Here is a 19,052-nt window from a genome sequence, read left to right on the forward strand (position 1 = left end):
AGCAGGCAAGAGGCACTTCATGCGCAGAGTCGTTGTAACCGGTCTTGGATTGGTCACTCCTTTGGCCAGCGGGGTCGAGGAAACCTGGTCGCGGCTGCTGGACGGAGAGTCCGGCGCAGGCCCAATCACGCATTTCGATGCAGAGGCAAGCGGGGTCACAACGACCTACGCCTGCGAGGTGCCGCGCGGCGACGGAACCAACGGGACCTTCAATCCCGATGACTGGATGCCGCTGAAAGAGCAGCGCAAGATCGAAGACTTTATTCTGTATTCCATCGCAGCCGCCGAAATGGCCTGTAAGGATGCAGGCTGGCTGCCGGAAGACGAAGAATCGCGCCTGCGTACTGGTGTTCTGATCGGCTCGGGCATTGGTGGTCTGGGATCGATTGCCAATACCGCGAACCTGATCCGCGACAAGGGTCCGCGTCGGGTATCTCCGTTCTTTATTCCGGGCGCACTGATCAACCTGGCCTCGGGTCAGGTATCAATCCGTCACGGGTTCAAAGGGCCGAACCACTCGGTCGTGACCGCGTGTTCAACCGGGGCGCACGCAATCGGCGACGCCAGCCGCATCATCCGGGCGGGTGACGCGGATGTCATGGTGGCAGGTGGTGGCGAGGGCTGCATCTGCGAGATCGGTATTGCCGGGTTCAACGCATGTAAGGCGCTGTCGACCAAATATGCAGATAATCCCAAGGCTGCCAGCCGACCCTATGACGTGGACCGTGACGGTTTCGTTATGGGAGAGGGCGCTGGCATCGTGGTTCTGGAAGATTACGAGCACGCCAAGGCGCGTGGTGCCAAGATATACGCCGAAGTTCTGGGCTATGGTATGTCGGGCGACGCCTATCACATCACCGCCCCGTCCGAGGATGGCGACGGGGCCGAACGCTCCATGAGAGCGGCGTTGCGCAGCGCCGGGCTGGAGCCGAAAGACCTGGATTACATCAACGCGCATGGCACCTCGACCATGGCGGACACGATCGAACTGGGTGCTGTCGAGCGCCTGTTGGGCGAGCATGCCGGGAATGCGACGATGAGCTCGACCAAGTCGGCAACCGGTCACTTGCTGGGTGCTGCGGGTGCGATTGAGGCGATATTCTCAATCCTGGCGATCCGCGATCAGGTCGCACCGCCAACAATCAACCTGGACAACCCGGCAGTTGAAACTCCGATTGATCTTGCCCCCAACGCCAAGCGCGAGCGTGAGATTAACGTGGCGTTGTCGAACTCGTTCGGGTTTGGCGGAACCAATGCCAGCGTGATCTTCGGAAAGGTCAGTTAAATGTGGCGGGCCATCGCTTCGAATGCGCTGACCATCCTGGTGGTCGGCCTGTTTCTGGTGGGCGGTCTGATCCTGTGGGGACAGTCGCAGTACAAGGCCGAAGGCCCGCTTGAAACTGCGATTTGCCTTCAGGTCAAAAGCGGTTCGAATATGACACGTGTTAGTCGCGATCTGGAAGATCAGGGCGCCATTCGCAGTTCAATTCTGTTTCGGATGGCCGCTGACTATACCGATCAGGCGCAGCGGTTGAAAGCGGGCAGCTTTCTGGTGCGCGAAGGCGCGTCGATGGCGCAGATCATCGAAGAGATCACCAGCAGCGGCGCCAGCACTTGTGGGTCGGAAATCGAATACCGTATCGGTGTGACACGCACCCAAACCCGCGTGCGTGAACTGGACCCGGCAACATTGGATTTCGTCGAGATTGCTTCATTTGATGCGGCAGAGGAAGAAACGCCTGATGCCTATACCGAGAAGCGCAACGAGGCTGACACGCGCTATCGCGTGTCGCTGGCCGAAGGTGTGACCTCATGGCAAGTGGTTGAAGCTCTGAAATCATTCGAAGCGCTGTCAGGTGAAGTGACTGAGATCCCGGCTGAGGGCATGTTGGCCCCGGACAGTTACGATGTTGTGGCCGGACAGGATCGCAATGCGATTTTGCAGGCCATGCAGGACAAGCAACAACTGCGGATCAACGCGGTTTGGGAAAGCCGCCAAGGCGGGTTGCCGCTGGACACTCCGGAAGAGATGCTGATCCTTGCGTCTATCATCGAAAAGGAAACCGGTGTTCCGGAGGAACGCGGCCAGGTCGCCAGTGTGTTCGTGAACCGCCTGAAACAGGGAATGCGGCTGCAAACAGATCCGACCGTCATCTATGGCGTGACAAAGGGGCAGGGCACATTGGGTCGCGGGTTGCGGCGCAGCGAACTGAACCGTCCGACACCGTGGAACACCTATCAGATTGACGGGCTGCCCCCGACGCCGATTGCAAATCCGGGTCTGGCGAGCCTTGAAGCTGCGGTTGCGCCGGATGACACCAACTATGTGTTCTTCGTCGCCGACGGCTCGGGCGGTCATGCGTTTGCAGAAACCCTGCAGGAGCATAATCGCAACGTTGCCAAATGGCGCGAAATTGAGGAACAGCAAAGCTCGGGGAATTAAGCCCGGCGGGTTGCTGGATTTGCCAACGAAAACGCCGACGCCGGTATAGCAACTGGCGTCGGCGTTTTCTTTGGCAGCCTCTTCAGCCCTTAGGCGGCTGAACGTCTTTTGTTGGGACGGCGCCGTCTGCTGCTGGAAGGTTTCCCATCCCCGTTGGCTGGTTTGGGCTTGAACCCGCGACGGCGGTTGTTTTGACGACGTGCAGGTTGCTGAACCTCGACCCCTTCCGGCATGGTGCCGCTTGTGATAGGGATTTCAATTTTCATCAGCTTCTGGATCTGACGCAGCAGGTCAACTTCTTCCGGTGCACAGAAAGCGATCGCTTCCCCCTCGCGCCCGGCACGGGCGGTGCGCCCGATACGGTGGACGTAATTGTCGGGTACGTCGGGTAGGTCGAAGTTGATGACATAGGCGACACCGGGGATGTCGATGCCACGCGCGGCAACGTCGGTGGCCACCAGTATGTTCACCTCTCCAGCGCGGAAGGCATTAATGGCCCGGTCACGCTGGCCCTGGCTTTTGTTCCCGTGAATTGATGCTGCGTTGAAGCCATCGGCGACCAGCCCTTTCATCAGCCGTTCAGCGCCGTGTTTTGTGCGGGTGAAGACCAGCGTCAGTGCATCCGCGTCCTGAGACAGGATTTGGCGAAGTTTAGAGGGTTTTTCGGCTTTTGGAACAAAATGAAGGGACTGAGTGATCTTGTCCGCCGCCTTGCCCGGGGGTGAAACCTGCACCCGCTGTGGATTGTTCAGATAGGCACGGCTGAGCTCCTCCATCTGTTTTGGCATTGTGGCCGAGAACAGCATGGTCTGGCGGGGTGTTCCCAGTGCAGGCGCGATGCGACGCAGAGCGTGAATGAAGCCCAGGTCAAGCATCTGATCTGCTTCGTCCAATACCAGATGGCGCACCGAACCAAGGTCAACAGCGCCGCGTTCCATCAGGTCAATCAGGCGCCCCGGGGTGGCGACCAAAATATCGGTGCCGCGGGCAAGGAACATCACTTGTTTGTTGATCGACTGGCCACCAACAACTGTGGCGACCCGCAGCTTTGTTCCTTTGGTGAGGGTGCGCAAACTGTCGGCGATCTGGTTCACCAACTCGCGTGTAGGGGCGAGGATCAGCGATTTGGCTGTTTTGGGATCGGGCTTGCCGGGCTGCGCCAGCAGGTGGTCGATCAGGGGCAGGCCAAAGGCCAGTGTCTTGCCGGTGCCGGTTTGGGCCAGCCCGAGGATGTCATGCCCGTTCAGGGCCAGCGGAATGGCCTGGTTCTGAATCGGGGTAGGTTGTGTGAAATTGGCGCGTTTCAACGCGTCGTTCAGTGTCGGCGCGAGGCCGAGCATGTCGAAGTCGAACAAAAAATTATCCTTTGCGGCCCGCAGGTTAAATCCCGCGAGCAGGTGATGACTGGCCACGTTCATGTGACCGGCAGGGTTGAGCGAGACCTCGGGATGCGCGAGCGAATCCAGCGCCATCCGGCCATCGCGTAAAGAACCCTGCGTGAAGGGGAACCGGGAGTTATGTGTTGGCGCTGTGGGGCCTGAAGCCCGACGATGCTCACGCGGTGGCGCCGTGATGAGGGGCACATGAGGGTTTCGGGGGGAAATGTCAAGGACTGGTTTCGCAGCGCGCCAGACCCTGCGGCGCCGAAATCGGGTGATGCGGGCGATTTTGAGCGCGATTTCGGAAAATGTCAGGTTTGTACACGCGTCCGCGCGGGGTTGTGCAATTTGTACACGCTGAAAGCGGCACAGGGGTAACCCTGTATTAACCCCTCTGGTCGGTGAGGCGGTCAGGGCTAGGGAGGAAAAAGGGCCCGGGCGGCGTTTAGGCCGAGGGTTACCACAGCCGGAAATTCACTGTCCGTTAACCTGCACCGTACGATCCCTGTTGCGCGACTGTTGCGTAAACCCTTGACTTTGCGCGCCTTATCCCGTATAGGTTGTGCCATGCTAGAAGAAGTGGGCGAACGGCCTCGGGGTGACCCGGTGGCCGTTTTTTCGTTTCTCTCGTGCGGAGAACACTCACGCATGAGGTCACAGGCAAACATGACTTTGATTACCCCGGAAGAGCGGATTTCCCAGACGGCTGAACTGTTGCAGTCCCTGGAAAGGTCCATTCGCGATCTGCGGCAAGCGGCAGAAGACCTGCGCAAACAGATCGGTGCCGGGGAGGATGCAGATCTTGCTGGTTCAGCCAAGCAACTCGGTCAGCTGGAGGGGCTGATCCGAAGTTGCCAGAAAGTGGAGACAAGCTTTGTCGAACAACATTACAGACAAGCCGGAATTGCCCAAGGAGGGTACGCACTCGACCTTGAGCGGGCCCGATTTGAGATCGGGTGCAGGTTGGCTCGCCTCCGCCGATGCTGCGGTGCGGGAGAGATTTCTGAGTGAGATCGGGGAGGGGGGGCTGTGTGCCCTCCCTTTCCTGTTTGAATTCTGGGCGCTGCCACATCAATTGCCGCCCGAGGGCGACTGGCGGTCCTGGGTGATCATGGGCGGGCGCGGTGCGGGCAAGACGCGGGCCGGGGCCGAGTGGGTAAGGTCGATGGTCGAGGGGCCGAAACCGCTGGACAAGGGCGAGGCGTGCCGCGTGGCGCTGGTGGGTGAAACATTCGATCAGGTGCGCGACGTGATGATCTTTGGCGACAGCGGGATATTGCAATGCTCGCCCCCGGATCGGCGACCCGTGTGGAAGGCATCCGAGCGCAAGCTGATCTGGCCCAACGGGGCCGAGGCTCAGGCGTTTTCGGCACATGATCCCGAAGGGCTGCGCGGGCCGCAGTTCGATGCGGCCTGGGTGGATGAGCTGGCCAAGTGGAAGAAAGCGGGCGAGACCTGGGACATGCTGCAATTTGCGCTGCGTTTGGGCGAGAGGCCCCGGGTCTGCGTGACCACGACGCCGCGAAATGTGAAGGTTCTGAAGGAGTTGCTGGCGTCGCCGTCCACCGTGCAGACCCATGCGCCGACCGAAGCGAACCGGGCCAATCTGGCGGCGTCTTTTCTGGAGGAAGTGCGCGCGCGCTATGCAGGCACGCGGCTGGGGCGGCAGGAGCTGGACGGGGTGCTGTTGTCGGATGCGGAAGGCGCGCTGTGGACGGGTTCGATGCTGGAGGCGGCACGCTGCGCGCAGGTGCCCGAATTGGATCGCATCGTGGTGGCGCTGGACCCGGCGGTGACGTCTGGGTCAGGCGCGGATGCCTGCGGGATCGTGGTGGTTGGGGCGCAGGTACAGGGGCCGCCTGAGGCGTGGCGCGCCTATGTGCTGGCTGACCGAACGGTGCAGGGCGTGGGCCCGGCAGGCTGGGCGCAGGCGGCGATTGACGCGATGGATGAGTTCGGGGCCGAACGGCTGGTGGCCGAGGTCAATCAGGGCGGGCAACTGGTTGAAGAGGTGGTGCGGCAGGTGGACCCTCTGGTGCCTTATCGGGCGGTACGGGCGTCGCGCGGCAAGGTCGCGCGGGCCGAGCCCGTGGCGGCGCTGTACGAACAGGGGCGGGTGGCCCATGTGGCGGGGCTGGACGCGCTGGAGGAGCAGATGTGCCAGATGACCGCGCGCGGGTTCGAAGGGCAGGGCTCGCCCGACCGGGTGGATGCGCTGGTCTGGGCGCTGCATGAGTTAGTTGTGGGGCCTGCGGGGGTGTTTCGAAGGCCGAGGGTGCGGAGTTTGTGAGAGGTTGTTCAAACGATCATACAAATTTCTTCTTTTGGGGGAGGCAAAAGGTAATCTCACCGCTGAGACAACAGCTTTTCTCGCAATCGGATTCGGTGAATCTGCGTACATCGGTTATACTTCAGTTTGGACTTGGGGGAGAGGATAGATGTCAGACGCTTATTCGTATGCCTGTAGAGATTGTGAGGGAATGGAAGCTTGTCCAGCGAGCATGGTGGCGGAATCCAAGGAAGAAGTTTGGAAGCTCATCGAACTTCACGCGCAGATTGCGCACGATGAAAATCCAGACGATTGGGATGGCGCAACTCGGGACTATTTGGCAACTTTGATCAAGCCAGTCAGTGTCTTTCAGAGTTGATTTAACGGCAGCCCGTGTAGCTGCAACTTCGTTAATCGCAAATACTGTTATTAAGCGGCGGTTCCGGTGCAATCGGTTAAAGAGCTAAGCCGTTGCCCACCCCCCGTACGCCCCATTCCCAAGGCTTAAACGTCTTTCCGTCATAACTCCTTTCAACAAGCCGGGCAGAGCGGCGGCAGAAAGGAGCACAGATGGTATTCGATTTCTTGCGTCGTGGATCGGCCGGCAGCGCGCCCGAGGCGAAGGCGAGCGCGACGGGGCCTGTGGTGGCGTGGCAGACCGGCGGGCGCGTGGCGTGGAGCCCGCGGGACACGGTGTCTCTGACGCGGACGGGGTTTTCGGGCAATCCAGTGGGGTTTCGGTCGGTCAAGCTGATTGCTGAATCGGCGGCGGCTCTGCCCTTGATATTGCAGGGTCAGGGGCAGCGTTTCGATGCGCACCCGATTCTGGCCCTGTTGCGACGCCCGAATGCGGCGCAGGGGCGGGCAGAGATGCTGGAGGCCCTGTTCGGGCAGCTGCTGCTGTCGGGCAATGCTTATGTCGAGGCGGTGCAGGCCGAGGACGGGCTGCCGGTTGAACTGCATGTTCTGCGCTCGGACCGGATGAGCGTGGTGCCGGGGGCGGATGGGTGGCCCAAGGCCTATGATTACAGTGTCGGTGGCAAGACGCACCGGTTCGCGGCCGAGGCCATCTGTCATATCAAGACGTTCCACCCGCAGGATGATCATTATGGGTTCTCACCGATGCAGGCGGCGGCGACGGCGATTGATGTGCATAACAGCGCCTCGCGGTGGTCGAAATCGCTGCTGGACAATGCCGCGCGGCCCTCGGGGGCGCTGGTGTGGAAGGGCGGTGATGGGCACGGAATGATGGCCGAGGAGCAGTTCCGCCGCCTGTCCGACGAGATCGAGCAGAACTATCGCGGGGCGCGCAATGCTGGCCGTCCAATGGTTCTGGAGGGGGGGCTGGATTGGAAGCCGATGGGCTTTTCCCCCTCGGACATGGAGTTTCAGAAGACCAAGGAAGCCGCCGCCCGCGAGATCGCGCTGGCCTTTGGGGTCCCGCCGATGCTGCTGGGCATACAGGGCGACGCGACCTATTCAAACTATCAGGAGGCCAACCGGGCGTTTTACCGCCTGACCGTGCTGCCCCTGGTGACGCGGGTGGCGGCGGCGGTGTCGGAGTGGCTGACGGGCTTTACCGGCGAGGATCTGATCCTGAAGCCCGATCTGGATCAGGTAACGGCCCTGTCTGCCGAGAGGGATGCGCAATGGGCGCGGGTCAACCGGGCGGAATTCCTGAGCGATGTGGAAAAACGCAGGTTGCTGGGTCTGCCGGAGCGTGCCGATGGCTGAGGGGTATCCGCCGTTCGACTGCGCGCCGGGGCTACGTCTGGCCGCGCATGAGCGGGTGGCCGAGATCCAGCACGCGCATCTGTGCAGGCGGCTGGATCAGATCGAAGAGATGATGGAGCGGCTGGAGAAACGGCTGTGGCTGACAGTCTATGGTGTGGCCGCAGTGATCCTGGCGCAGGCGTTTCAGTCATTCCTGGTGGTAACGCCATAAGTTCAGTGGGTTACATGGAGAAGTTCATGGATTTGGAGCATAAGTTCGCAGGGTTCGGTGACATCCTGTCAGTGACCGAGGATGCGGTGATCGAAGGCTATGCCAGCCTGTTCGGGCAAGTCGATCAGGGCAGCGACATGGTGCAGCGCGGGGCCTATAGCGCCTCGCTTGAGGGGCTCGCCAAGGCGGGTCAGCGGGTCAAGATGCTGTGGCAGCACGACCCGGCGCAACCCATAGGTGTCTGGGACGAGGTGCGCGAGGACGACAAGGGCCTGTGGGTCAAGGGTCGCCTGCTGGAAAGCACCCAGAAAGGCCGGGAAGCGGCCGAGCTGATCCGGGCGGGTGCGATGGATGGCCTGTCGATCGGTTATCGCACCAAACGGGCCGTGAAGAATGACAAGGGCCAGCGGGTCCTGACGGAACTGGAGCTGTGGGAGGTGTCGCTGGTGACCTTCCCGATGCTGCCCAGTGCGCGGGTGGCGGCAAAGGGGAGCGACCCCGACGCCGAGAACACCTGGCGCAGTATTGCCGAGGTGTTCAACGACGCCCGGCAGGAGCTGGCGCGGACCTAGCGCGCCTCAAACCCACCCAAAAACAGGACATGCTGATGAGCAAGACCGAGATCCCGGCCTTGACCGGAGAGGGTGCGCCCCTGGTTCAGGAGGTGAAGCAGGCGATGGCTGGCTTCGTGAATGAATTCAAGGGCCTGAAGGCTGAAGTTAAAACCAAATTGCAACAGACAGAAGAGCGACTGACCATGCTGGATCGTAAATCAACCATCGCGGCGCGCCCGCATCTTGCGGCCTCGACCCTGGACGGTGCCCCGCACCAGAAGGCGTTCGACGCCTATGTACGCTCGGGCGAGGATGATGGGCTGCGCGGGCTGGAAATGGAGAGCAAATCGCTGTCCACCGCCGTCAACAGCGATGGCGGGTATCTGGTCGATCCGCAGACCGCCGAGACGATCAAGTCGGTTCTGAACGCAACCGCGTCAATCCGTTCGATTGCGTCGGTGGTGAATGTCGAGGCGAATTCGTTCGATGTGCTGATCGACCATACCGATGTCGGTGCAGGCTGGGCAGATGAGAATTCGTCCACTTCCGAAACCGGAACCCCGTCGATCGACCGCATCTCGATCCCGCTGCACGAGTTGAGCGCGCTGCCCAAAGCCTCGCAGCGCTTGCTGGATGACAGCGCGTTCGATGTCGAGGGCTGGCTGGCCGGTCGGATCGCCGACAAGTTCGCCCGTGCCGAGGCGGCGGCCTTTATCACGGGTGACGGTGTGGACAAACCCAAGGGTCTGATGATCCACCGTGCGGTATCCGATGACACCTGGTCCTGGGGCAGCCTGGGGTACGTTGCCACCGGCATCGATGGCGGCGTCGATGCGGATGCGATTGTCGATGTGGTTTATGCGCTGGGCGCGCAATACCGGGTCAATGGCACATTCGTCATGAACTCGAAAACGGCGGGTGTGATCCGCAAGCTGAAGGACAGTGATGGCCGTTTCCTGTGGTCGGACGGTCTGGCCGCCGGTGAGCCCGCGCGTCTGATGGGCTATCCGGTACTGATTGCCGAGGACATGCCGGATGCGGCCTCGGACAGCTTCTCGATCGCGTTTGGCGACTTCAAATCCGGTTACACCATCGCCGAGCGCCCCGATCTGCGCGTGCTGCGTGATCCGTTCAGCGCCAAGCCGCATGTCCTGTTCTATGCGACCAAGCGTGTGGGCGGCGATGTGAGCGACTTTGCAGCCATCAAGCTGGTGAAATTCGGCATCGCCTAAGCGGTGACGAATACGGGGGGCCATCGGCCCCTCGGGCGGCGGGCGCGGGCCGGGGTGAGATCCCCCGCGTTGTCTAGCTGCTCCCCTCCGTCCGAGCAACGTGGGGCGGCGCGTGCCCGTCATTTTCCTGACTGAGGCCCCCGGTGGGGTCCGAGATTGCGGAGTGAATGGATGATGTTGATCGAAGAAACCGCCATCGCGGATGCGGCGCTGCCGGTGGATCAGTTCAAGGCGCATCTGCGGCTGGGCAGGGGCTTTGCCGAGGATGACGTTCAGAACGAGGTGCTGAAGGGGTTCCTGCGGGCGGCCATGGCCGCGATCGAGGCGCGCACCGGCAAGGTTCTGATCGAGCGCGACTTTTCATGGAGCCTGAGCGGTTGGCGCGATCCGTCGGGCGAGGTTTTGCCGGTTGCTCCGGTGACATCGGTGCTGGCCGTGACGCTGACCGATGCGGCAGGTTCTGAAACCGTTGCGGATGCGGCGGTGTATCGGCTGGAACGCGATGGCCAGCGCCCGCGGGTGCGGCCGGTCGGGTCGGCCCTGCCTGCGATTGCAACGGGGGGTGCGGTGAAGATCTCCTTCACGGCCGGGATGGCCACGGATTGGGCCGGTTTGCCCGCCGATCTGGGCCAGGCGGTTCTGTTGCTGGCGGCGCATTATTACGAATACCGGGACGAGACCGCGCTGGGCGCGGGGTGTATGCCGTTTGGCGTCACCAGCCTGATCCAGCGCTATCGCATGGTGCGCTTTGGTGCAGGGGTGGTGCAATGAACACGCCGCGTCTGAACCGCAAGCTGGTGCTTGAGGCCCCGATGCGCAGCGCTGACGGGGCCGGGGGATATACCGAGGCATGGGCCGCGTTGGGAACGCTGTGGGCCGAGGTCACGGCGCGCAGTGGCGCGGAACGGCAGATCGCCGGCGTTTCCGTCTCGCGCGTGGGGTATCGCATCGTGGTGCGGGGCGCGCCCGAGGGGTCGACCATGCGCCCGGCGCCGGATCAGCGGTTTCGCGAAGGCAATCGCCGTTTCGTCATCCGCGCCGTGGCTGAGCGCGACGCGCGCGGCCAGTACCTGACCTGTTTCGCGGATGAAGAGGTGGCGGCATGAGCTATGGCGTATCAGCCGCCCTGCAGGCGGCGGTGTTTCAGCACCTGACCGGGGATGCGGATGTCAGCGGCCAGTCCGGTGGCGCGATCTATGACGCGGTGCCCACGGGAACGGTTCCGCAGACCTATTTGACTTTGGGCCCGGAAGAGGTCCGCGACGCCTCGGACCGGTCGGGCGCGGGTGCGATCCACCGCTTTACGGTTTCGGTGGTGTCCGAAGCCGCCGGGTTTGGCGCGGCAAAGACGCTGGCCGGGGCGGTGTGTGACGCGCTGGACAACGCGCCGCTGGTTCTGAGCCGCGGGCATCTGGTCGGGCTGTGGTTCGAGCGCGCCTCGGCCCGGCGAACCGGGACAGGCGGCAGCATCCGCCAGATCGACCTGAGATTCCGCGCCCGCGTGGAAGACGACTAAGCAATCAACGGAGAGAGCACATGGCTGCCCAGAACGGAAAAGACCTTTTGGTCAAAGTGGATATGAACGGCACGGGCCTGTTCCAGACCATTGCGGGCCTGCGGGCCACGCGGATCAGTTTCAACGCCGAAAGCGTGGATGTCACCAGCCTGGAAAGCCAGGGGGGCTGGCGCGAGCTGTTGTCGGGGGCGGGGGTCAAATCGGCCTCGATCTCGGGCTCGGGCGTGTTCAAGGATGCAGGTACGGACGAACGCGCGCGGCAGCTGTTCTTTGACGGCGAGACCCCGGCGTTTCAGGTGATTATCCCCGATTTCGGCATTGTCGAGGGGGCGTTTCAGGTGACGGGCATCGAATATGCAGGCTCGCACAACGGTGAGGCGACCTATGAGATGAGCATGGCAAGCGCCGGTGCGCTGAGCTTTACGGCGCTGTAATCGCATGGCCAATCCGTGGACGGGCGAGGTGGCACTGACCATCGATGGAGAGCGGCGGGTGCTCAAGCTAACGCTGGGCGCTTTGGCGGAACTGGAGCAGGAGCTGAACACCGGATCCCTGGTCGAGCTGGTGCAGCGGTTCGAGGGTGGTGCGTATTCCAGCAGTGACGTGCTGGCGCTGATCGTTGCCGGATTGCGGGGCGGGGGCCGGGATACCAGCCGCGCCGACCTGCTTCATGCCGAAATCGAGGGCGGCCCGATGGCTGCGGCCAAAGCGGCGGCCGAACTGCTGGCCCGCGCCTTCATGGTGCCGGAAACGACATGAGCGGGTTTGACTGGCCCGCCCTGATGCGGGCCGGGTTTCTGGGGCTGCGGCTGACGCCGGATCAGTTCTGGCGTCTGACCCCGGCAGAACTGCGGCTGATGCTGGGGCAGGGCGCCGGGATGTCCGCGATGAACCGGGCAGGGCTTGACGCGCTGCTGGCCGCCTTCCCGGACAAGCAACAAGGAGAGCGTGATGACGGATCGTGACGGGTTTGACGACTTGCAGGAGCGGGGCGCAGCGCTGGGCGATGCCCTGGGTGATGCTGCGACGATGGCCGCGGCGTTTGACAGCCAGATGAAGCGGATCAGCGCCGCGTTCGAGGAAACCGGCAAGGATGTCGCCACGTTGGAACGGGGCATGTCCAGCGGTTTGCGCAAGGCGTTCGATGGCGTGGTTCTGGACGGGATGAGCCTGTCGGGCGCACTGGATGTGCTGAAGAACTCGTTGATCCAAACGGCTTATGCAGCCGCGATCAAGCCGGTGACGGATCATTTTGGCGGATTGCTGGCAAACTCGGTCGGCGGGTTGGTGCAGGGTCTTCTGCCCTTTGCCGATGGCGGCAGTTTCAGCCAGGGCCGGGTGATGCCCTTTGCCAATGGCGGCGTGGTCAGCAGCCCGACGATGTTTCCGATGCGCGGCGGCACCGGGCTGATGGGCGAGGCCGGCCCCGAGGCGATCATGCCACTGGCGCGCGGCGCGGACGGCAAGCTGGGCGTGCGCACGCAGGGCGGCGGGCGTTCGGTGAATGTGGTGATGAACATCACGACCCCGGATGTGCAGGGGTTCCGCCGCTCGCAGGGACAGATTGCAGCACAGATGAGCCGTGCGTTGGGGCGCGGCAATCGCAACAGGTAAATCAGGGAGCAGGTGATGACTTTCCACGAGGTGAGATTTCCCGCCAGCCTGAGCTTTGGCTCGGTCGGGGGGCCCGAGCGGCGCACGGATATCGTGACGCTGGCCAACGGGTTCGAAGAGCGCAACACGCCCTGGGCCCATTCCCGGCGCCGGTATGACGCGGGGCTGGGGATGCGCTCGCTGGACGATATCGAGACGCTGATCTCGTTCTTCGAGGCGCGGCAGGGCCAGATGTATGGGTTTCGCTGGAAGGACTGGTCGGATTTCAAATCCGGCAAGGCCACGTTGGATGTCGATGTCGGAGATCAGGTTATCGCACGCGGCGACGGTGTGCGAACCGAGTTTCAGCTGATCAAGACCTATAGCTCGGGCGGGGTCAGCTATGCCCGCCCCATCGTCAAGCCGGTGCTTGGGACGGTGCGTCTGGGGCTGGATCAGGATGAGATCCGGGAGGGCGTGGAATTCGAGGTTGATCTGGCAACAGGCCGGATCACGTTTGCCGACCCGCCACCGGAAGAGGTGGATATCACCGCCGGGTTCGAATTCGATGTGCCGGTGCGGTTTGACACCGACAAGATCCACACCAGCGTCGCCAGTTTTCAGGCCGGAGAGGCGCCGAACGTTCCCGTGGTTGAGGTGCGTGTCTGATGGCTGTGGATGAACAGGGCCTGCACGCGCATCTGCAAAGCGGGATGACCACCGTGTGCCGGTGTTGGGCGATCAGACGCCGGGATGGTCAGGAATACGGGTTCACCGATCATGATCTGGAACTTGGCTTTGACGGATTGACGTTCAGGGCCAGCACCGGTTTGACGGCGGCGGCCATCGAGCAGGCCACTGGCCTGTCCATTGACAACACCGAAGCCATGGGCGCGCTGTCGGATGCGGCCATTCGCGAGGAGGATATCGAGGCGGGGCGGTTCGACGGGGCCGAAGTGCGCGCGTGGCTGGTCAACTGGGCCGACCCGGATCAGCGCATCCTTCAGTTCCAGGGCTCGATCGGGGAATTGCGGCGCGCAGGCGGTGCATTCCACGCCGAGTTGCGTGGCCTGACCGATTTGCTGAACCGCCCGTTGGGGCGCGTGTATCAGAAGCCTTGTACTGCCGTTTTGGGGGACCGGACCTGTCGGTTCGACATGGATACGCCCGGCTATTGGATTGAGGGCGCCGTCACCGGTTTTGATGGTGGAACCGTTCTGCTTGTCGCGGGCGGGGCAACCATCGAAGACGGCTGGTTCGAGCGCGGCAGGATTGACGTTGTGTCGGGAGCGGCGAAGGGGCTCTGGTCATCAGTCAAGCATGACCGGCAGGTGGCGGACGGGCGGCAGATTACGCTCTGGTCCGGTTTCGGGGAAAGCCTGGTGCCGGGTGACATGGTCAGGCTGCGGGCAGGGTGCGACAAACGCATGGAGACCTGTCGTTTGAAGTTCAACAACCTGCTGAACTTTCAGGGCTTTCCCGATCTTCCGGGCGAAGATTGGGTGATGGCCGTTCCCAAACAGAGCAAAGCCAACAGCGGAGGGAGCCTGAGGTGACGATACACAGGCAGGATATTGTCGCAGAAGCGAGCAGCTGGCTAGGGACGCCTTATGTGCATCAGGCCTCGACCAAGGGGGCGGGCACGGATTGTCTGGGCCTGCTGCGCGGCGTCTGGCGCGCCGTGATCGGGCAGGAGCCCGAGGCGGTTCCGGTCTACAGTCTGGACTGGTCCGAGCCGCAGGGCGAGGAACGCATGTGGGCGGCGGCGCGGCGGCATCTGGTCGAAAAACCGGCCGCCGATTTTGCGGTCGCAGATGTGCTGCTGTTCCGGATGCGCGATGGCAGCGTGGCCAAACATCTTGGCATCGTCAGCGTCGCAGGCCTGGAACCAAGGTTCATTCACGCCTATTCCGGTCATGGCGTCGTCGAGAACGCGCTGAGCGGCCCATGGCGCCGCAGGGTCGTTTCCTGTTTCGAATTCCCGTTGGAGGTGCTCTGATGGCTACTATTCTTCTTTCCGCAGCCGGGGCGGCGCTGGGCGGGTCAATCGGTGGTACCGTTGCGGGCCTGTCCACCGCGATCATCGGCCGGGCCATTGGCGCGACGGTTGGGCGGGTCATTGACCAGAGGTTCTTCAGCCAGTCCGTCATGGGCAGTGGCAGTGAAGTCGTCGAAACAGGCCGCATGGACCGGTTCAGGCTGACGGAAACCGGCGAGGGTGCACCGGTGACCACTGTCTTTGGGCGTATGCGCGTGGGCGGTCAGGTCATCTGGGCGTCGGACTTTCTTGAGACCGAGACCCGGGAAACGCAGGGCGGCGGAGGCGGCGGCAAAGGCAAACCCAAGGCACCCGAAGTGACCACCGTCAGCTACAGCTATTCGATTTCGCTGGCCATTGCCGTTGGTGCAGGCGAGATCGCCGATGTCGGGCGCATCTGGGCAGACGGGGAAGAACAGGACCGATCCGGGCTGAACATGCGCATCTATCACGGCACGCAGGACCAGTTGCCCGATCCCCTGATCGAAGCAATCGAAGGGGCGGGCACGGTGCCGGCCTATCGCGGTACAGCCTATGTCGTGATCGAGGATTTCCCGCTTGCGAGTTTTGGCAACCGGGTGCCGCAGTTCTCGTTCGAAGTGGTGCGCCCCGCGCAGCGCGACATGCCGGATTACCCAAGCGCCCTGCCGCAGATCGTGCGGGGCGTGGCGATGATACCGGGCACGGGCGAGTATGCGCTGGCCCGTTCGCAGGTGAATTATACGCAATCCGGGACAAGCTGGGCGGCCAATGCGCATTCCGCGTCCGGTGTATCGGATCTTGTGAGCTCGACCCGTGCGCTGGAGACCGAGTTGCCAAATTGCGACGCGGCCTCGTTAGTGGTGTCGTGGTTCGGTGACGATCTGAGATGCGGCACATGCACGATCCGGCCCAAGGTCGAACAGAGTGGTACGGACAGCCGCAACATGCCATGGATCGTGTCGGATCAGGTCCGCAGCACGGCGGGCCAGGTCGCGCGGCAGGACGGCCGCCCGGTCTATGGCGGAACACCCGCAGACCCGGCGGTGGTCGAGGCGATCCGACACCTCAACCAGTCGGGAAAGCGGGTCATGTTCTATCCGTTCATCCTGATGGAGCAATTGCAGGGAAACGGGATGCCGGACCCCTGGTCGGAGGCCACAAGTCAGCCCCACCTGCCTTGGCGGGGACGGATCACGCTGGATGTGGCGCCGGGGCGCGCAGGGTCTGCTGATCAGACCGCGGCGGCGGACGCGCAGGTGGCCGCGTTCTTTGGGACGGCAAGTGCTGCGGATTTTACGATCAACGAAGGTTTTGACGCCCCGGTGGACACCGGCGGTGGCAGCGGCACCAGCGGCTCGGGCTCGGGCCCGGTGCTTGGCGGGCGGCCGGATGATCGCGGGCCTGGCGATTTGCAATGGGTAAACGGTGGCGGCACGTTTGGCGGCTTGCTTGGCAATGGTCCGGTTCCGGCCACGAAGATCGTCAAATACTCTGGCCCGCAGGAATGGGGCCTGCGCCGGTTCATTCTGCACTATGCCATGTTGTGCAAGGCGGCTGGTGGGGTGTCATCCTTCTGTATCTCGTCCGAGATGCGTGGCCTGACCCAGATCCGCGGGGCTTCGGGGTTTCCCGCCGTTGCGCAACTGCGTGCGCTGGCGGCAGAGGTACGCCAGATTCTGGGCCCGGACACCAAGATCGGCTATGCGGCGGATTGGAGCGAGTATTTCGGATACCAGCCGGATGGAAGCGGAAACAGGTATTTTCACCTCGACCCGTTATGGGCGGATGACAACATCGATTTCATTGGCATCGACAACTACATGCCTTTGTCCGACTGGCGTGATGGAGAAAACCACGTGGACGCCGAGGCAGGTGCGCCGTCGGTCTACGACCTTGGGTATCTGCGCGGCAATATCGAGGGGGGCGAGGGGTATGACTGGTATTATGCCGCGCCGGAAGAGGCCGAGGCACAGATCAGAACGCCCATCGAAGATCAGGAGCATGATGAGCCATGGGTCTGGCGCTACAAGGACCTGCGCGGCTGGTGGTCAAGTCTGCATCACGAGCGGATCGGCGGTGTTCGTCAGCCCAATCCGACCGACTGGGTGCCCGGATCAAAGCCGATCTGGTTTACCGAGTTGGGATGTGCGGCAATCGACAAAGGCACGAACCAGCCGAACAAGTTTCTGGATCCGAAATCGTCTGAATCGCTGTTGCCTGCATATTCAAACGGACTGCGTGACGATTTCATTCAGGTTCAGTACCTGGCGGCGACCCTTGGATATTGGAGCGACCCGGACGTCAACCCGGTGTCGCAAGTCTATGGCGGACCAATGCTGGACCTGGCGAATGCCTATGTCTGGGCGTGGGATACCCGCCCGTTTCCGACCTTTCCAAATCAGCGAAGCCAGTGGGATGATGGGGCAAACTATGACCGGGGGCATTGGCTGAACGGTCGGTCCGGCTCGCGCACGCTGGCCTCGGTCGTGACTGAAATATGCCATGTGGCAGGGGTGACGGATATCGATGTTACCGGGCTTTATGGCGTGGTTCGGGGATATGTCATCGAAGATGTGACAAATGCGCGGTCGGCTTTGCAACCGCTGATGCTGCGCTATGGGTTCGACGCGATCGAACGGAACGGCATCTTGCGCTTTCAGATGCGGGATGGCTATGGCGCGATTGCCCTGAATCCCGATCATCTGGCGATCAGCGGTGATCTGGATGGCACGGTTGAACACCGGCGTGAAGCCGAGGCCGAGATGACGGGCCGCGTGCGCCTGCGCTTTGTCCAGTCGGATGCGGATCACGATCTGGTTGCGGAAGAGGCGGTTCTGCCCGAGGACAGCACGCATTCTGTCTCGGTCAATGAGATGCCGTTGTCCATGACACGCACCGAGGGCCGGCAAACGGCTGAGCGCTGGTTGAGCGAGGCCCGTGTTTCCCGCGATACGGTGCGGTTTGCCTTGCCGCCATCGCTGCTGCATCTGGGCGCAGGTGATCTGGTGCGGTTGTCAGAAACCGAAAACAGCCCCCTTTACCGGATTGACCGACTGGAATCGGCCGATCTGCAACTGGTCGAGGCGGTTCGGGTTGAACAGGGCGTGTATAAGGCATCGCAATTGCGCGACGACCCGGCGGTTGTCAGGCCCTATGCCGCGCCCGTTCCCGTGCTGCCGGTGTTTCTGGACCTGCCGCTGATCACCGGGGCAGAGGTCCCGCATGCACCTTATCTTGCGGTGACCGCTGATCCCTGGCCGGGGGCCGCGACGGTTTATTCCTCCTCAACCGATGAGGGGTACAGCCTGAGTGATGTGATCCCCGGTCAGGCCATTGTGGGCGTGACCGAAACGCCGCTGAGGCGCGCCAGTGTCGGCGTCTGGGACGAAGGCCCGGCCGTGACGGTGCGGCTGTTGGCCGGTCAGCTGGAATCGCGTCCGCGTGGCGCGGTTCTGAACGGTGTCAATCTGGCGGCCATCGGCGACGGAACACCCGGCAACTGGGAGGTGTTCCAGTTCTCGGATGCCACGCTTGAGTCCCCCGGCGTTTACGCGTTGTCCGGGCGGTTGAGAGGCCAGTTGGGGTCGGATGCCATGATGCCGGATGTCTGGCCGGACGGGTCCATATTCGTGGTGCTGAACGATCAGGTGCAGCAGATCAACCTGTTGCGCAACGAGCGGGGATTGGCCAAACACTATCGCATCGGCCCGGCGACCCGTGGTTACGATGATCCGGCTTACCAGCATCTGATCGCCACATTCGACGGCAATGGTTTGCGCCCGTTTTCCCCGGTTCACCTTCGGGTGCGATCCGACGCAACCGGCGATCACCTGACCTGGTTGCGGCGCACCCGGTTGGATGGGGATGACTGGTCAGGGCTGGAGGTTCCACTGGGCGAGGAAAGCGAATCCTATCTTGTGCGTGTCTTTGTTGGGGGAACCCTTGTCCGTGAAGAGATGACATCCCTGCCAGGGTGGTCCTATTCGGCGGCATTGAAGGCGGCAGATGGTCTGACCGGGTCATATGAGGTCGGGATTGCGCAGGTGTCGGCCATTTACGGCCCCGGCGCGATGGCGCGACTGGTTGTCGGGTAAGCGGCCC

The 19,052-nt window shown here is 62.5% G+C and carries 21 protein-coding genes; 20 read left to right on the top strand and 1 reads right to left on the bottom strand.

The genetic code is table 11. The features are described from left to right. Nucleotides 1-19 precede the first annotated feature (19 nt). Both fabF and mltG read left to right on the top strand, forming a co-directional pair. Nucleotides 20-1,285 (top strand): beta-ketoacyl-ACP synthase II, encoded by a 1,266-nt coding sequence (gene fabF, locus AC2FPW_RS14190; RefSeq protein WP_480480393.1) that lies wholly within the window; start codon nt 20-22, stop codon nt 1,283-1,285. Beyond that, entirely contained in the window at nt 1,286-2,443 is a 1,158-nt protein-coding gene (gene mltG, locus AC2FPW_RS14195) for an endolytic transglycosylase MltG (protein WP_480480395.1), read from the top strand. An 89-nt stretch (nt 2,444-2,532) separates the two neighbouring features. Here the strand turns inward: mltG and AC2FPW_RS14200 are convergent, their stop codons facing one another. After that, on the bottom strand, nt 2,533-3,798 hold the full coding sequence (locus tag AC2FPW_RS14200; RefSeq protein WP_480481645.1) for a DEAD/DEAH box helicase: 1,266 nt from the start codon (nt 3,796-3,798) through the stop codon (nt 2,533-2,535). 690 nt (nt 3,799-4,488) lie between these two features. Between AC2FPW_RS14200 and AC2FPW_RS14205 the strand changes: the two genes are divergently transcribed. The 18 genes from AC2FPW_RS14205 (at nt 4,489) to AC2FPW_RS14290 (ending at nt 19,045) form a co-directional block, all read left to right on the top strand. Continuing rightward, complete coding sequence (locus tag AC2FPW_RS14205) at nt 4,489-4,833, top strand: hypothetical protein (RefSeq protein WP_267366896.1); 345 nt, start codon at nt 4,489-4,491, stop codon at nt 4,831-4,833. Beyond that, the gene (locus tag AC2FPW_RS14210; RefSeq protein WP_496814219.1) at nt 4,811-6,112 is read left to right on the top strand and encodes a DNA-packaging protein; all 1,302 of its coding nucleotides are present in this window, start codon (nt 4,811-4,813) and stop codon (nt 6,110-6,112) included. Before AC2FPW_RS14205 ends, AC2FPW_RS14210 begins: the two co-directional genes overlap by 23 nt. Nucleotides 6,113-6,260: 148 nt before the next feature. Then, on the top strand, nt 6,261-6,470 hold the full coding sequence (locus AC2FPW_RS14215) for a DUF1059 domain-containing protein (RefSeq protein WP_496808703.1): 210 nt from the start codon (nt 6,261-6,263) through the stop codon (nt 6,468-6,470). A 191-nt stretch (nt 6,471-6,661) separates the two neighbouring features. Beyond that, a complete protein-coding gene (locus AC2FPW_RS14220) occupies nt 6,662-7,825 on the top strand; it encodes a phage portal protein (RefSeq protein WP_267365008.1) in 1,164 nt (387 codons plus the stop codon). Continuing rightward, the gene (locus AC2FPW_RS14225) at nt 7,818-8,036 is read left to right on the top strand and encodes a GTA head formation protein, RCAP_rcc01685 family (RefSeq protein ID WP_480480401.1); all 219 of its coding nucleotides are present in this window, start codon (nt 7,818-7,820) and stop codon (nt 8,034-8,036) included. Before AC2FPW_RS14220 ends, AC2FPW_RS14225 begins: the two co-directional genes overlap by 8 nt. Nucleotides 8,037-8,050: 14 nt before the next feature. Beyond that, the gene (locus tag AC2FPW_RS14230; protein ID WP_496814220.1) at nt 8,051-8,608 is read left to right on the top strand and encodes an HK97 family phage prohead protease; all 558 of its coding nucleotides are present in this window, start codon (nt 8,051-8,053) and stop codon (nt 8,606-8,608) included. Between the two features lie 35 nt (nt 8,609-8,643). Then, nucleotides 8,644-9,822 (top strand): phage major capsid protein, encoded by a 1,179-nt coding sequence (locus AC2FPW_RS14235; RefSeq protein ID WP_480485291.1) that lies wholly within the window; start codon nt 8,644-8,646, stop codon nt 9,820-9,822. Between the two features lie 171 nt (nt 9,823-9,993). Then, the gene (locus AC2FPW_RS14240) at nt 9,994-10,593 is read left to right on the top strand and encodes a head-tail connector protein (protein WP_496814221.1); all 600 of its coding nucleotides are present in this window, start codon (nt 9,994-9,996) and stop codon (nt 10,591-10,593) included. Continuing rightward, on the top strand, nt 10,590-10,928 hold the full coding sequence (locus tag AC2FPW_RS14245) for a phage head closure protein (RefSeq protein ID WP_480480407.1): 339 nt from the start codon (nt 10,590-10,592) through the stop codon (nt 10,926-10,928). Before AC2FPW_RS14240 ends, AC2FPW_RS14245 begins: the two co-directional genes overlap by 4 nt. Next, the gene (locus AC2FPW_RS14250) at nt 10,925-11,338 is read left to right on the top strand and encodes a DUF3168 domain-containing protein (protein WP_496814222.1); all 414 of its coding nucleotides are present in this window, start codon (nt 10,925-10,927) and stop codon (nt 11,336-11,338) included. Before AC2FPW_RS14245 ends, AC2FPW_RS14250 begins: the two co-directional genes overlap by 4 nt. 20 nt (nt 11,339-11,358) lie before the next feature. Beyond that, complete coding sequence (locus tag AC2FPW_RS14255; protein WP_267364994.1) at nt 11,359-11,772, top strand: phage major tail protein, TP901-1 family; 414 nt, start codon at nt 11,359-11,361, stop codon at nt 11,770-11,772. Between the two features lie 4 nt (nt 11,773-11,776). Beyond that, on the top strand, nt 11,777-12,097 hold the full coding sequence (locus tag AC2FPW_RS14260) for a gene transfer agent family protein (protein WP_267364992.1): 321 nt from the start codon (nt 11,777-11,779) through the stop codon (nt 12,095-12,097). Further along, nucleotides 12,094-12,303 carry a rcc01693 family protein gene (locus tag AC2FPW_RS14265; protein ID WP_267364990.1) on the top strand — a complete coding sequence of 70 codons (210 nt, stop codon included), beginning with the start codon at nt 12,094-12,096 and terminating at the stop codon, nt 12,301-12,303. The genes AC2FPW_RS14260 and AC2FPW_RS14265 overlap by 4 nt, the downstream gene beginning before the upstream one ends. Further along, nucleotides 12,290-12,952: an RcGTA-type gene transfer agent tail tape measure protein gene (locus tag AC2FPW_RS14270; RefSeq protein WP_480480413.1), complete on the top strand. Its 663-nt coding sequence runs from the start codon at nt 12,290-12,292 to the stop codon at nt 12,950-12,952. The genes AC2FPW_RS14265 and AC2FPW_RS14270 overlap by 14 nt, the downstream gene beginning before the upstream one ends. A 15-nt stretch (nt 12,953-12,967) precedes the next feature. Further along, entirely contained in the window at nt 12,968-13,600 is a 633-nt protein-coding gene (locus AC2FPW_RS14275; protein WP_267364987.1) for a phage distal tail protein, Rcc01695 family, read from the top strand. Next, on the top strand, nt 13,600-14,487 hold the full coding sequence (locus AC2FPW_RS14280; RefSeq protein ID WP_496814223.1) for a phage/gene transfer agent baseplate hub protein: 888 nt from the start codon (nt 13,600-13,602) through the stop codon (nt 14,485-14,487). The genes AC2FPW_RS14275 and AC2FPW_RS14280 overlap by 1 nt, the downstream gene beginning before the upstream one ends. Further along, entirely contained in the window at nt 14,484-14,930 is a 447-nt protein-coding gene (locus AC2FPW_RS14285; protein ID WP_496814224.1) for a C40 family peptidase, read from the top strand. Before AC2FPW_RS14280 ends, AC2FPW_RS14285 begins: the two co-directional genes overlap by 4 nt. After that, nucleotides 14,930-19,045, top strand: coding sequence for a baseplate multidomain protein megatron (locus AC2FPW_RS14290; protein WP_496814225.1), 4,116 nt, complete (start codon nt 14,930-14,932; stop codon nt 19,043-19,045). The genes AC2FPW_RS14285 and AC2FPW_RS14290 overlap by 1 nt, the downstream gene beginning before the upstream one ends. Nucleotides 19,046-19,052: the final 7 nt, after the last annotated feature.

The sequence above is a fragment of the Ruegeria sp. SATB027 genome (genome assembly GCF_059613825.1).

What these genes read in the sequence shown, in the direction of transcription:
- fabF (WP_480480393.1), top strand. Translation starts at nt 20, where the DNA reads ATGCGCAGAGTCGTTGTAACCGGTCTTGGATTGGTCACTCCTTTGGCC.
- mltG (WP_480480395.1), top strand. Translation starts at nt 1,286, where the DNA reads ATGTGGCGGGCCATCGCTTCGAATGCGCTGACCATCCTGGTGGTCGGC.
- AC2FPW_RS14205 (WP_267366896.1), top strand. Translation starts at nt 4,489, where the DNA reads ATGACTTTGATTACCCCGGAAGAGCGGATTTCCCAGACGGCTGAACTG.
- AC2FPW_RS14215 (WP_496808703.1), top strand. Translation starts at nt 6,261, where the DNA reads ATGTCAGACGCTTATTCGTATGCCTGTAGAGATTGTGAGGGAATGGAA.
- AC2FPW_RS14220 (WP_267365008.1), top strand. Translation starts at nt 6,662, where the DNA reads ATGGTATTCGATTTCTTGCGTCGTGGATCGGCCGGCAGCGCGCCCGAG.
- AC2FPW_RS14225 (WP_480480401.1), top strand. Translation starts at nt 7,818, where the DNA reads ATGGCTGAGGGGTATCCGCCGTTCGACTGCGCGCCGGGGCTACGTCTG.
- AC2FPW_RS14230 (WP_496814220.1), top strand. Translation starts at nt 8,051, where the DNA reads ATGGAGAAGTTCATGGATTTGGAGCATAAGTTCGCAGGGTTCGGTGAC.
- AC2FPW_RS14235 (WP_480485291.1), top strand. Translation starts at nt 8,644, where the DNA reads ATGAGCAAGACCGAGATCCCGGCCTTGACCGGAGAGGGTGCGCCCCTG.
- AC2FPW_RS14240 (WP_496814221.1), top strand. Translation starts at nt 9,994, where the DNA reads ATGATGTTGATCGAAGAAACCGCCATCGCGGATGCGGCGCTGCCGGTG.
- AC2FPW_RS14245 (WP_480480407.1), top strand. Translation starts at nt 10,590, where the DNA reads ATGAACACGCCGCGTCTGAACCGCAAGCTGGTGCTTGAGGCCCCGATG.
- AC2FPW_RS14250 (WP_496814222.1), top strand. Translation starts at nt 10,925, where the DNA reads ATGAGCTATGGCGTATCAGCCGCCCTGCAGGCGGCGGTGTTTCAGCAC.
- AC2FPW_RS14255 (WP_267364994.1), top strand. Translation starts at nt 11,359, where the DNA reads ATGGCTGCCCAGAACGGAAAAGACCTTTTGGTCAAAGTGGATATGAAC.
- AC2FPW_RS14260 (WP_267364992.1), top strand. Translation starts at nt 11,777, where the DNA reads ATGGCCAATCCGTGGACGGGCGAGGTGGCACTGACCATCGATGGAGAG.
- AC2FPW_RS14265 (WP_267364990.1), top strand. Translation starts at nt 12,094, where the DNA reads ATGAGCGGGTTTGACTGGCCCGCCCTGATGCGGGCCGGGTTTCTGGGG.
- AC2FPW_RS14270 (WP_480480413.1), top strand. Translation starts at nt 12,290, where the DNA reads ATGACGGATCGTGACGGGTTTGACGACTTGCAGGAGCGGGGCGCAGCG.
- AC2FPW_RS14275 (WP_267364987.1), top strand. Translation starts at nt 12,968, where the DNA reads ATGACTTTCCACGAGGTGAGATTTCCCGCCAGCCTGAGCTTTGGCTCG.
- AC2FPW_RS14280 (WP_496814223.1), top strand. Translation starts at nt 13,600, where the DNA reads ATGGCTGTGGATGAACAGGGCCTGCACGCGCATCTGCAAAGCGGGATG.
- AC2FPW_RS14290 (WP_496814225.1), top strand. Translation starts at nt 14,930, where the DNA reads ATGGCTACTATTCTTCTTTCCGCAGCCGGGGCGGCGCTGGGCGGGTCA.